This is a genomic window from Microvirga flocculans ATCC BAA-817 (assembly GCF_000518665.1).
In the GTDB taxonomy this organism is placed as follows: Bacteria; Pseudomonadota; Alphaproteobacteria; order Rhizobiales; family Beijerinckiaceae; genus Microvirga; species Microvirga flocculans.
The window spans coordinates 1-12506 of the sequence record NZ_JAEA01000018.1 but is presented as its reverse complement, the minus strand read 5'-3'; the positions used below and the strand labels follow the sequence as shown (position 1 = coordinate 12506).

The 12506-nt window shown below is 64.3% G+C and carries 13 protein-coding genes and 1 tRNA gene; 3 read left to right on the top strand and 11 right to left on the bottom strand.

Features of this window, described 5'->3' with window-relative positions; translation table 11 throughout:
- Positions 1-11: 11 nt before the first annotated feature.
- Positions 12-470, bottom strand: coding sequence for a DUF2726 domain-containing protein (locus L879_RS22945; protein WP_161634678.1), 459 nt, complete (start codon positions 468-470; stop codon positions 12-14).
- Positions 471-575: 105 nt separating this feature from the next.
- Between L879_RS22945 and L879_RS0117075 the strand changes: the two genes are divergently transcribed.
- Positions 576-1280: a L,D-transpeptidase gene (locus L879_RS0117075; protein WP_027317179.1), complete on the top strand. Its 705-nt coding sequence runs from the start codon at positions 576-578 to the stop codon at positions 1278-1280.
- A 152-nt stretch (positions 1281-1432) separates the two neighbouring features.
- Positions 1433-2584, top strand: coding sequence for a peptidoglycan L,D-endopeptidase MepK (mepK, locus tag L879_RS22070; RefSeq protein ID WP_051435387.1), 1152 nt, complete (start codon positions 1433-1435; stop codon positions 2582-2584).
- A gap of 23 nt (positions 2585-2607) precedes the next feature.
- Here mepK and L879_RS0117065 read toward each other — a convergent pair whose 3' ends face one another.
- From L879_RS0117065 to L879_RS0117025, 9 genes are all read right to left on the bottom strand, one after another.
- Complete coding sequence (locus L879_RS0117065; protein WP_027317178.1) at positions 2608-3033, bottom strand: RNA polymerase sigma factor region1.1 domain-containing protein; 426 nt, start codon at positions 3031-3033, stop codon at positions 2608-2610.
- Positions 3034-3199: 166 nt separating this feature from the next.
- Positions 3200-3457 (bottom strand): hypothetical protein, encoded by a 258-nt coding sequence (locus L879_RS0117060; RefSeq protein ID WP_154664246.1) that lies wholly within the window; start codon positions 3455-3457, stop codon positions 3200-3202.
- A 101-nt stretch (positions 3458-3558) separates the two neighbouring features.
- Positions 3559-3635: transfer RNA gene (locus tag L879_RS0117055), tRNA-Asp, on the bottom strand.
- A 139-nt stretch (positions 3636-3774) separates the two neighbouring features.
- Positions 3775-3999, bottom strand: coding sequence for a hypothetical protein (locus L879_RS0117050; protein WP_027317176.1), 225 nt, complete (start codon positions 3997-3999; stop codon positions 3775-3777).
- A gap of 19 nt (positions 4000-4018) precedes the next feature.
- Positions 4019-4522: a peptide deformylase gene (locus tag L879_RS0117045; protein WP_027317175.1), complete on the bottom strand. Its 504-nt coding sequence runs from the start codon at positions 4520-4522 to the stop codon at positions 4019-4021.
- Between the two features lie 43 nt (positions 4523-4565).
- A complete protein-coding gene (locus tag L879_RS0117040) occupies positions 4566-4961 on the bottom strand; it encodes a VOC family protein (protein ID WP_027317174.1) in 396 nt (131 codons plus the stop codon).
- Positions 4962-5521: 560 nt separating this feature from the next.
- Positions 5522-6562, bottom strand: coding sequence for a hypothetical protein (locus tag L879_RS0117035; RefSeq protein WP_027317173.1), 1041 nt, complete (start codon positions 6560-6562; stop codon positions 5522-5524).
- Positions 6562-9465 carry a penicillin-binding protein 1A gene (locus L879_RS0117030; protein ID WP_027317172.1) on the bottom strand — a complete coding sequence of 968 codons (2904 nt, stop codon included), beginning with the start codon at positions 9463-9465 and terminating at the stop codon, positions 6562-6564. Before L879_RS0117030 ends, L879_RS0117035 begins: the two co-directional genes overlap by 1 nt.
- A gap of 206 nt (positions 9466-9671) precedes the next feature.
- Positions 9672-10430, bottom strand: a complete 759-nt coding sequence (locus L879_RS0117025; protein WP_027317171.1) for an SDR family oxidoreductase — start codon at positions 10428-10430, stop codon at positions 9672-9674.
- Positions 10431-10639: 209 nt separating this feature from the next.
- On the opposite strand from L879_RS0117025, the gene L879_RS0117020 reads away from it, so the two are divergent.
- Positions 10640-11059, top strand: a complete 420-nt coding sequence (locus L879_RS0117020; RefSeq protein ID WP_027317170.1) for a DUF1236 domain-containing protein — start codon at positions 10640-10642, stop codon at positions 11057-11059.
- A gap of 76 nt (positions 11060-11135) precedes the next feature.
- Here L879_RS0117020 and L879_RS22065 read toward each other — a convergent pair.
- The coding region (locus L879_RS22065) for a DNA translocase FtsK (protein WP_035460013.1) at positions 11136-12506 on the bottom strand (1371 nt) is incomplete at its 5' end.

Genomic DNA, 12506 nt, shown 5'->3' with positions numbered 1-12506 from the left:
CGGCCGACTCTCTAATCGGACCGGAAAACGGCTTCCTGGATCTGCCGGGGATCGGGCCTGCGGTTCGACTGGAACCGCAGGACGCGATAGCCGCAGGATTTCAAGATCCTGTCCCGCTGCGCATCCTTCCTCGCATCGTGGGAACGGTCGTCGAGTTCCACGACCGCCAGCACCTCCTTGTCCCGCATGATCACCCAATCGACCCGGGTGTTCGAAATCTTCCTGAAGGCCGCCCAGAAGGCGCGACTGCCTTCCTTTGCATCGGGCCGCACGAGCGCCAGGATGGGAACCTGCGGCCATATCTGGCAGTCCGGGCAGGCGGCGAGGAGGCGGCGGTAAAACTCCCATTCGTTCTCTGTCATGATCGTATGGCGGCGATACCGCAGCTTGCGCGTCCAGAGGAGGACGAGAACGAACAGGATGCCGAGACCGGCGACGCCCGCCAGCCACGACCAAGGAAGTTGATCCAACGCCATATGCCCTGCTCTCCCGATGCCGCATCGTTGCCCGGATGAAACCGGAACGTGCTGTGCTGCGTCTTCTTATTGTCGAGTTAAGAATGACGGGAGAGGACAATGGAACTCAGCCGCCGAACCTTCCTGCTGGGCGCCTCCGCCGCCATGGGCACGGCCCTGCCGGCAGGCCGCAGCCTCGCCCAGTCCCTGCGGGATACCTCCGCTTACCATCGGGTCTACGCGCCCGTCGACGACGATCTCTACCCGATCCCGGGCGTCGAGCTATCCAGAATCAACCCGGCCTATCTGCGGCGGGTCGTGCCTTATGAAACCGCCGAAGCGCCGGGCACCATCGTCGTCGACCCGCAGAGCCGCTATCTCTATCTCGTCATGCGCGACGGCATGGCCGTGCGCTATGGCGTGGGTGTCGGCCGGTCGGGCTTCAGCTGGTCGGGGAGTGCGACCGTCAAGGACAAGCAGGAATGGCCCGACTGGTATCCGCCCAAGGAGATGTTCGGGCGTCAGCCCGAGCTCATGGAGCAGATGGGCGAACTTCCCGGGGGACCCGGCATGCCGGGCGGCCCGGGCAACCCTCTCGGCGCGCGTGCGCTTTACCTCTGGCAGGGCAACAGGGACACGCTCTACCGCATCCACGGCACCTTCGAGCCCTGGACCATCGGCACGCATGTTTCGTCCGGCTGCATCCGTATGATCAACCAGGATGTGATCGACCTCTACAACCACACGCCGACAGGCACGAAGGTGGTCGTTCTGTCCTCGCCGAACGGCCGCCCGAGGCGAAATCAGACCGCTTCCCGCACCTGATTAAGCAAAAAGGCACGCCTCGCGCCTATTTTTGCCATGGTTAACGGCCACACGTCACTCGGGGACGCGGGAACTCAGGAACCATGGCGGGAAATTTCGCCCGATCCGTGCGATCGGCTTGCGGATGGAAAGGAATCCTTGCGCAGGAAGGCATGCACCTGTGTTGCCGCAAGCGGCTTTCCTCCCTGGCGCTCGGATCGCTGACCGCGGCTTCCTCGCTTCTGCTCGCGGCCTCCCCTGTTCAGAATGCCTCCGCCTTGGGCGAGACCCGCACCCTTAGCTTCTTCCATACCCACACCCAGGAGAGCCTGACCGTCACGTTCCGGCGGAACGGCAGTTTCGACGAGCAGGCCCTGAAGCAGCTGAACTGGTTCCTGCGCGACTGGCGTGTCGACAAACCGGCTCAGATGGATCCCCGCCTCTTCGACATTCTCTGGGAAGTGTATCGCGAGTCCGGCTCCTCCGAGCCCATCAACATCATCTCGGCCTATCGCTCGCCGGAGACCAATTCCGCCCTGCGCCGCCGGTCGAGCGGAGTGGCCGAGAACAGCCAGCACATGCTCGGAAAGGCCATGGATATCCGCCTGCCCGATGTGGAGACGGGCCGTTTGCGCGCCATCGCCATGAAAAAGCAATATGGCGGCGTCGGCTATTATCCCTCCTCCGCCTTCGTCCATGTGGATACGGGCAATGTGCGGGCCTGGCCGCGCATGACGCAGCAGCAGCTGGCGCAACTGTTCCCGGACGGCAAAACCCTCCACCTGCCCTCGAACGGCAAGCCTCTTCCCGGTTACGAGCAGGCCAAGGCCGAGATTCTGTCGCGCAACGCGGCTCTTGCCGTACAGGCCTCCGCCGGAGGCGGGCCGTCCATCGGAGGCGTTCTCGCCAATCTTCTCGGCCGCAAGAACGAAGCGCCGGCGCCGCAAGCGGATACGCCGAAGCCGGGACCGGGGACAATGGTGGCCTCGGCCGATCCCGAGTCCATGGCGGCCGTGCTTCCTCCGGCGCCGCTTCCGCCCCAGCGGCCGAAGGAAATCAGGGTCGCGAATGCCATCGTGCCGGATCAGGGCTCGGAGGCCGTGCGCGCCGTCGTCTCGGCTCCCGCTCCGACGATCATTTCCAAGCCGGAGCCTATCCTGGGTTATGACGAGAAGGCCGCCGTGAAGGCGCTGTTCGATCCCAGAACGGCTTTCCTCGACCTCGGCTTCAAGTCCCGCCCCCGGAACGAGCTGAGCGTCACGCGCTTCTCCGGTCCGGCGGTGAAGCCGCTTCCCATCATCGGACAGGGCCAGGCCGAACTCTGAAGACTATCCGCTTGCAGCGTCGTTCAGACACCGAACAGCGCGATCAGGCTCACCATCGCCACCAGCACGAGAAGTCCTGCCGCGGCGGCCGCTCTGCGGACCGCCTTGCTTTCGGGCTTGCCGGGAATGGGAGCTTTGGACGGGGCAGGTTCCGCGTCCCGCGGAGGAGCCGTGCGCGTCTTCATCCGGGCGGCGCGGTCCGGGAAGGGAATGATCTCGGCGCTTCTCCGGGGAAGAGGACGAGGCTTCGCATGCGAGGCGATCAGGCTGTCGTCGAGGTCCACCGGAATCCCGGTCTCCTCCAGATGGATCACGATCAGAGCGATGTCCTCCGCGCTCATGGCATCGACGGGAAGATGGGCCAGAAGATCCTGATTGGTCAGACGCCCCTGCTCGCGTCCCAGGGCAATCAATCGGTCCAGGATATTGCTGTCGAGCGCCTGCTGCATGAGGACACAACCCTGTTATGGCTGCTGGGCGAAAGGCCGCCTCAGGAAACTTCGCCGAGCTAACGCGACAATTGCCCGAGGCGTTGCACCGGCAGCGCACATCGCATGCAATTTTGCCATCCCTTGCGGTCTTGAGAATGGATCGGGAGGACGATTTTCAACCCGCCTAATTCTTCGTAGCGCCCGAGGCCTCCCGAAGCGCCTCCTTTTCCCGCCGGACCTGATCGGACAATTGCTCGGCGATCGCGACGAGCTTGCCTGCCGTCGGCTCCTTGCCGTGGATTTCCACATGACCGGCGAGCCCCACGGTCAGGAGAGACTCGAATATCGCATCGGCCGGGATGCCCTTGCGGATGAGGTCGATGGCGAGCTTCTGCCATTGATCGGACAACTGCTCGCGAAGCGCGGAAGTATCATTGCTCATGGCCGGACCATACAGGATCCGGCAGCGCTTGTCCCGCATGCCGAAGCGGTGATGCGGGCTGAACCGTGACGGGGAATGCCTGCTGAAGGTCGGGGAGAAAATGGCGCGGGCGACGGGGCTCGAACCCGCGACCTCCGGCGTGACAGGCCGGCACTCTAACCGACTGAGCTACGCCCGCGCATCGTCTCGCATCGCCCGCTCGCGATGAGCGTTTCTTGCGATGGAGGCGCGCTCGTACCGGCGATTGAACGAGCTGTCAAATGGTGTTTGGATTATCCCCAGTCCTGGCGCACCGCGAAGGGCAGCCTCGCCTCGGCTCAGTCCCGCGTGCTGATGGAGAAGACCTCGTAACCGGCTCCGTTGAGAACACGGACGGCCTCGATCTCGGGATCGCGCGACTGGGGCCGTCGCGCCAACGAGAAGACCTTCAGCGCCCGCTCCTTGGCCTTCTCAAGGGAATCGGTGCGGACCAGGATCCGGCGGATGATCCCTCCTCCTTCCTCTTCCGAGGCGATGGTCTCGATGCGATAGACTTCAACCACGTTTCTCAAAGCTCCATGATCAGGTTCGGATACGCTGGAGCTTTTCGAACCGCTTGATCAGGCGGTCCCGCCTCAGCTTCGACAGACGGTCGATCCAGAAGATCCCGTCGAGCTGGTCGATCTCGTGCTGGAGGCAGACGGCCATCAGGCCCTCCGCCGCCTCCTCGCGATCCATACCATCGAGATCCCTGTATTTCACCCGCACCCGCGCGGAACGCTCAAGCTCGTCCGTCACGCCGGGCATGGAGACGCTGCCCTCCACATGCCGGATCATCTCGGGCGAGGCCCAGACGATCTCCGGATTGATGGAGATATGGGGCTCGGGGTCCGTTTCCAGCTGGATGACCACGAGCCGTCGCAGAACTCCTACATGCGGAGCCGTGATGCCGATGCCCGGCGCCGTGCGCATCGTCTCCGTCAGGTCCCGGGCCAAGGTCCGAATTTCCTCGTCGATGGCGAGGATCGGCTCCGCCTTCAGGCGCAGGCGGGGATCGGGAAAACGGATGATTGGACGGATGGTCACGGCTGTCCTTCGGGAACGGGAAAGGCAGGGATCGGCGGTGAAGCTACTTGTAGCGGCCGCCGCGCTGCAGGACCTCGATCTTGTAGCCATCGGGATCCTGCACGAAGAAGAACCGCGCCGGAGGCTTGCCCTCGAGCTTGAGCTCCTTCAACGGCGTCAGGTTGAGCCCGAGGCGTTCGAGCCGGGCATGTTCCGCAGCGAGATCGTCCACGGAAAGCGCCAGATGACCATATCCGTCGCCCAGATCGTAAGGTTCGGTCCGGCCGTGATTGATCGTCAGCTCCAGTTCGAACTCGCTTTCCGCATTGCTCAGATAGACGAGCGTGAAGCTCTCGAAGGCGAAGCGCTCGGCTACCTTGAGGCCGAAGGCCTTCTCGTAGAACGCGAGGGACCGCTTCTCGTCGAGCACCCGGATCATGGAGTGGATGGCCTTGGCCATGAAATCGCACCTTCTCGGTTGGTCGCCCCGCCATGACAGGACGAATAACGGTTCATCGAAGAAGGGGAGATAGCAGCCCGGAGCATCGAGCGCAAAAGCGGGCGCCGGGATTGCGTGGAAAGAGTCTCGAACCCGAAACGTGAAACACCGGCCGCGAGGGCGCTGTCCCGCTCCATGCCTTCCATCTCGGGACGAATGAAAGTCGGGCACCGCGCCTATCCTCCAACAAAAAGCCTTCCCGGGGGAAAGCCCGGGAAGGCAAGTTCGGGAGGAAGAACACTGACTGCGAACCGGGAGGTTGCGTGCGTGCGGCGCTCGACCGCACGAACAACAGGAACCTGCCTCCAGTGAGAGCCCGGATCGTGGCGCAATCAAGGAAAATTGATGCCTGCCAAGGTTCGAAAACGACAAATATCAAGGAACTCCGCACGGAGTGGCGTTTTGATGATGTACGGAGGCACCATTCCCCGCAACCCCTTGTCGCCTCCGCACACTTGACAGCCCCGTTCGGCCTATCTGGAACGGGGCTTTTTCATTGCTCAATCGGACGATGCATAGGCTCAGCGCTCGAAGAGATCGGCGATGGCGCGAACGCGATTGCGGACGTAATCGGGAAGTCCTGCGCTGATGGACTGACCGGAGTTGAACGAACTCCTGCCCATCAGCACCTGGGCCGGAATGAGGTTGCGCAGTACGGGGACGTTCTCGAATTCCTTCTTCCGCTCCAACACATCGGTTTCCACCGCAAGCGCCATGAAGACCGTCGCGACGGTCCTGTTCGGATCGGCCGGATGCGGCTGCAGCACAGCCAGCAGTTTTCCGAACTGCATCACCTGGTTTACGTTGAAGATCGTCTGCTCCAGAACACCGGTCACAGGCGCCTCGAACCCGGTGAGGCGCGAGAGCCCGGCCTGATCGATCTCTTCCGGCGGAAGAAGCCTGACCTCGGTCTGGAAGTCCATGAACTCGGAGATTTTCTTGCCGCCCTCCTCCAGCTTGTTGGCAAGACGGATGCCGACAGGAAGCTTGCCTTCCAGGGGATAGCAGGACTCGATGCAGAGGCTTCCCGGAGCCTCGCACCAGCGCCTGTTCGGGTGGCGGTTATGGGCGCTTTGCGGATCCACCTGCGGAGCCGCCTGATCGGCGGTGATGCGGCGGTGCTTGATCGACGGATCGATCTTCTCCAGCGTTTCGAGGCTCGCCAGCCGGGTGAGATCGACCGCGCTCGGCGCCTTGCCGATCAGGAAGCGCGCCTCCACCACATACATGTGGAGCTTCTCCGTGTAGGATTTCGCAATCCCGTGCACGGAAACCCTGATGGTCGGCTCGACATAACCGGGAAACAGGCTCAGGAACTGCTTCTGCGCAGGCCGCTCGCGCCCCCAATCCTCGAAGCGGATCAGGCCTGTGCCTGCATCGGACAGCTTGGCGTCCCGTCGGTCGCTGAAGACGATGGTCCTGGGCTTCAGCTGCGCCGGAGGAACGGATGTGACGTACGGCACTTCCTCGATCCGGAATTCCTGAGCCGACAAGCCGCCGCCAGGCGCGAAGAGCGCGACAAGAACCGGCAGCGCCAGCCCGAAGAATGCTTTCGATGTCATCAATAAACCTGTCCGTTACGCCAGAAATAGTCGGGATCGACACGCCGGGGCCTGCGGGGAGCGTCATCCTCCCACCACCATTGCGGGCCGCGTCCGGGCTCCGCCTGGCGGTGTGAGTATGGAGCGCCGCGGGATGGGCCTTCGATCCATCCGGGTCCCTGTGCGTAGGGGCCATCCTCGCCATAGCCCGCTCCGCCCTCTTCCCCGTCGCTCCAGGGATCGGGGTTGCGGAAGGCGTAGACTTCGGATTGCGGCACGAGACGGTACTGCGTCTCTGTCAGCCGCCCGTACCAATCGATGCGGAAATACTCCTTGAAGCCCCTGCCCTGGCCGTCCGTCAGCCGGTCGCCCGTGTTCAGATCGATAGGCATGGCGACGAGCTGCCTGGCAGCCTGCGGCGACGGCGGGTTGAGCGGCGCTTTCGGAGCGTGGTGTTCCCAGGCCGCCTGGAGAATGGCTTCGAAGATGGGAGCGGCAACCTTCCCTCCGGTCTGCCCGCCACCCAGCGTCCGTCGCTTGCCGTCGGCATTGTCGTGCCCCACCCAGACGGCAATGGTGACGTCATTGGTGAAACCGACGAACCAGGCATCGTTCTCGTTGTCCGAGGTTCCCGTCTTGCCGGCGACATAGGGAGCCAACGCTTTCAGGGAACGGGCCGTGCCGCGCTCCAGAACGCCCTGGAGCATGCTCTTCAGCTGATAGAAGGCCGCCGCATCGGCGGAGCCCAGACGCACCAGCGAGGCGCTCTTGCGGTTGTAGAGCACGCGCCCGTTCTCCTCCACGGACTCGATGGCGTGAGGCACGGGCATGGCGCCCTCGTTGGCAATGGCAGCGTAAAAGGCGGCCATGTCGAGAATGCGCACGGGCTGCGCGCCGAGCACGAATGGATAATACGGCGTGCACTCCAGATAGAGCTGCGCCTCGAGGGCGAGTTCGCAGACCCGCTTCAGGCTCTGCTCGGGCGTCGCCTCGATGCCTCCGTCGAGCAGGCGCGCCGTGACCAGATTCTTGGAGTTCTCCAACGCCCGCCGAAGGGTCATGATGCCCGAGCGCCCACCGTCGAAGTTCTTCGGGCTCCAGTAATCCCCTGGCTTCGCATTCGCGCCGACGCCCACGGGCGGCAGCGTCACGGGCGCATCCCAGACGAGGGTGTTGGGTTGAAGTCCCTTCGACAGGGCAGCGAGATAGGTGAGCGGCTTGAAGGCGGAGCCAGGCTGGCGATGGGTCTGCGTCGCCCGGTTGAGCTGGCTCAAGGGATAGGAGAAGCCGCCCGCCATCGCGAGGATGCGGCCCGTCCTGTTCTCGAGCACGACGGCGCCGCCCTGCACCGTGGGCGGCGTCCGCAGATCGGCGCGAACCGCTCCCTTGCCTTTCTGCTCCACGAGCCGGACCCGCACCACGTCGTAGAGCTTGAGCTCGCGGCGGGCCGCCTCCCAGGCGTTCAGCGGCAGGACGCGCCCATCCGCGAGACCGACCCGCACGACATTCGCGCCGGTCTTCCTGTCGCGTCCCTTCTCGATCACGACGGCAGCGGGCCATTGCACGTCATAGAGCGGCAATCGCGCCGCATCCAGGGCCCGCTTCCAGGCCGGACCGGCCGCTGCCGCCGGCTCCTTCGCGCCGCCGAGCGCCTTGACGGCCTCCGCAAGATTGACCTCAGCACCCTGAAACCGCTGCCGCCCGACGCTCATCTCGTAGCGGGCCAGCCCCTCCTGCAAGGAGGCCTCGGTTTCCCGCTGCAGCGCCGCGTTGAGAGTGGTGCGCACGGTATAGGCGCCGGAGGTCAGGCTCTCGACATCGGCCAGGGTGCGGGCGTCCCGGCTGACGTGATCGACGAAGTAGAAACCGCTCGTCCGCCGCAGTCGCTCGAAAGGCACGCGGGACGGCAGGGCGGCGATCTCCTGCTGCACCTGCTCCGGCCTCAGGAAGTGATCCTCCTGCATGCGGCTGAGCACATAGGCCATCCGCTCCTGGGCGCGCTCGGGCTTCGTGTCGGGGTTGTAATAGTTCGGACCCTTGGCAAGCCCCGCCAGCAGAGCCCCCTCGGACACGGACAGCGCCTTGGCGCTCTTTCCGAAATAGCTTCGCGCGGCCATCTCGACGCCCCAGGACGAGCGACCGAGATAGATAGAGTTGAGATAGATCTCCAGGATCTCCGCCTTGCTCAGCACGCGCTCGATGCGCGACGCCACGATGATCTCCCGCATCTTGCGATCGTAGGTGACGTCGTCGCCGACGAGCAGGTTCTTCGCCACCTGCTGGGTGATCGTGGAGCCGCCGGCCGGTCGACCGGGATTGGCGAGATTGCCGACGAAGGCGCGAACGACGCCGCGCTCGTCCACGCCCCGGTGCTGATAGAAGCGCTTGTCCTCAGCCGAGACGAAGGCCTGCTGCACGCTTCTGGGAATGTCCGACAGGGGAACCCACATGCGCCGGTGATCGGGCTCGTATACTTCAGCGAAGCGCTGGCCGTTTCCATCCAGGACGACGCTGACGCCGGGCAGCTTGAGTCCCTTCAGCGTCCCGGCATCCGGCAGACCCGCGACCGCGGCGTTGTAATAGGAAATCACCTCGCCGAGATCGACCGGCGAGGGATCGACCTTCTCGTCCTTGCAGAACAGGCGATAGCTGGCATGCAGGTCGTTGAAGCTCAATCCCTGCAGAACCTTCAGATCGCCCGTGACCGCCAGGGGATCGTCCATGGCGGTCGCGATGAGATCGTCGAGATTGATGTCCTCGATGTCGAAGGCGCGCCGCATGTGGGTGCAGCCGCTCTTGAGAATCTGCGTCACCTCCGCCCGGTCGCGCAAGGGATCGAAGCTCGTCCTGACGGTGTCCGGATCGACGAGCACCTGGCTCAAGGTCAGAGCCGTCGCGAAAATCTTGACGAGGATTGCGCTCATTCCTTCGCCGTCATCGATTCATCTCCTCACGAGCTTGGCCAGGACTGAACGGCACGTTCAGCCTTGCGCCGTTTCGGATCCTGCACGGATCTTCCTGAACGTAATCCTTCCATGGCGGCGATTGTGCCAACTGTCACAGAATAATGGAGATGGGACAGACGACCCTTCCTCCCAGGTCCATTCGCCTTATGTCACGGCAATGTGTCTCACCCTCGTCCGACGAACGGCATCTTGGTGGCCATCACCGTCATGGTCAGAACATTCGCGTCGAGCGGCAGGCCCGCCATGTAGACCACGGCATCCGCCACATGCTTCGGATCGATCCTCGGTTCCGGCGCCAGCGTCCCGTCGGGTTGCAGCACGCCCTCCGCCATGCGGGCCGTCATGTCCGTGGCGGCATTGCCGATATCGATCTGTCCGCAGGCGATGTCATAGGCCCGCCCATCGAGCGCGGTCGCCTTCGTGAGCCCGAGAACGGCGTGCTTCGTGGCCGTGTAAGGCGCAGACAGCGGACGCGGGGCATAAGCCGAGATGGAACCGTTATTGATGATCCGTCCGCCTCTGGGATGTTGATCCCTCATGATGCGGAAGGCTTCCTGCGTGCAGAGGAAGACTCCCGTGAGATTGGTGTCCACGACGGCGCGCCATTGTTCGAGAGAAATGTCCTCCAAGGGAATCGCAGGCGAGCTCACGCCGGCATTGTTCACGAGAAGATCGAGCCGTCCGAAGGCCTGCGTCGTGGCCGTGAAAAGCGCAGCCACGGAAGCAGGGTCGGTCACGTCGGTCGGCACCACGAGGGGTTTAGAAGCGTCGCCTGCGATCTCCCGCGCGGCAGCGTCCAGCGCCTGCCTGCGGCGCCCCGCCATGACGACGGCGTAGCCCGCCCTCAGAAGCCCGGCACAGATCGCCTTGCCGATCCCGGTCCCCGCTCCGGTCACAATTGCAACCTTAGAACTCTCAGCCATGGCGCTCCCTGTGCGTGCTGCCTTTTCAACAGATGCATCCGGGCACCCCGGCCGCAAGGCTGAAAGTCATACGGACTCACATCTTTCGGACGCGAAAGCGTTGCATTTTCCGAACGATGGCCGCTCCCGCCGCCATGACTCTTCGGCGATCGAGGGAACTGGCCAAGCTTTCCGGCGTTCGCATGGTGCTAATCGGAAAGGAGTCCGTCATGCGCCATCGTGTCCTACGCTCGGCCGCCCTCTTGTCTCTTCTCGCCCTTCCCCTCGCCGCCTGTCAGACCGGCACCGAGGCCGGAGCCACCGCGGGCGCCGCAGGCGGCGCCGTCACGGGAGCCATCGTCGGCGGCCCCGTGGGAGCCGTTGTCGGCGGCGTTGCAGGCGCGGCGGTCGGCGGCGTTCTCACCGCCGAGGAAAGCACCCGCGTCCGCTCCTATGTGGTCGCTCAGCGCCGCCCATCGATGCGCGTCACGGAGGAAGTGATCGTCGGCCAGCCCCTGCCGCCACGCGTCAGGCTCTACTCCGTTCCGCCGACCGTGGGACTTCGCAATCCCTACAGCTACACCATCGTGAACGATCAGACGGTCCTGGTCGATCCGCAGACACGCACCGTCATCCAGGTCATCGAGTAATCTTCGATTCTCCCAAAACAGAAAAGGCGGCTCGCAAGGGCCGCCTTTTCTGTCATGCCGCAGTCCCCGGGCAGGATCAATCGTCCATGTCCAGGTGGCTGAGCAGGATTTCGCGTTTACCGGCGTGGTTTGCGGGTCCGACGATGCCCTCGTTCTCCATGCGCTCCATGAGCGAGGCGGCGCGGTTGTAGCCGATCTGCAGGCGGCGCTGGATGTAGCTCGTCGAGGCCTTCTTGTCGCGCAGCACCACCGCCACCGCCTGGTCGTACAAATCCCCGCCCGGCGCCCCGAACTCGCCTTGGTCGAACACCGCTGTGTCGGGGGCGGCCCCGCCCTCGTCCTCCTCCGCCGTCACCGCCTCGAGGTACTGCGGACGGCCCTGGCGCTTGAGATGCGCCACCACCTTCTCCACCTCCTCGTCCGAGCAGAACGGCCCGTGCACGCGCGTGATCCGCCCGCCCCCGGCCATGTAGAGCATGTCGCCCTGGCCCAAGAGCTGCTCGGCGCCCATTTCCCCTAAGATCGTGCGGCTGTCGATCTTCGACGTCACCTGGAACGAGATCCGCGTCGGGAAGTTCGCCTTGATCGTGCCGGTGATCACGTCCACCGACGGGCGCTGGGTCGCCAGGATCACATGGATGCCGGCCGCGCGCGCCATCTGCGCCAGGCGCTGGATCGCGCCCTCGATCTCCTTGCCCGCCACCATCATCAGGTCGGCCATCTCGTCGACGATCACCACGATGTAGGGCAGCGGATCGAGGTCCATCACCTCGTCCTCGTAGATCGCCTCGCCGGTCTCGCGGTCGAACCCGGTCTGGACCGTGCGCGTGATCGTCTCGCCGCGCGCCTTGGCCTCCGAGACCCGGGCGTTGAAGCCGTCGATGTTGCGCACCCCGAGCTTCGACATCTTGCGGTAGCGGTCCTCCATCTCGCGCACCGCCCATTTGAGGGCCACCACCGCCTTCTTCGGGTCGGTGACCACCGGGGTCAGCAGGTGCGGGATGCCGTCATAGACCGACAGTTCCAGCATCTTCGGGTCGACCATGATCAGGCGGCATTCCGCCGGGGTCAGGCGGTAGACCAAGGACAGGATCATGGTGTTGATCGCCACCGACTTGCCCGAGCCGGTGGTGCCGGCCACCAGCAGGTGCGGCATACGCGCCAGATCCGCGATCACCGGCTCGCCGCCGATGGTCTTGCCGAGGCACAGGGCGAGCTTCTGCTTGGTGCTCTCGAAATCCTGGGAGGCGAGCAGCTCGCGCAGATACACCGTCTCGCGCTTGTGGTTGGGCAGCTCGATGCCGATGGCGTTGCGCCCCTGCACCACCGCCACGCGCGCCGACACCGCGCTCATCGAACGCGCAATGTCGTCCGCCAGCGAGATCACCCGCGACGACTTCGTCCCAGGCGCAGGCTCCAGCTCATACAACGTCACAACAGGGCCGGG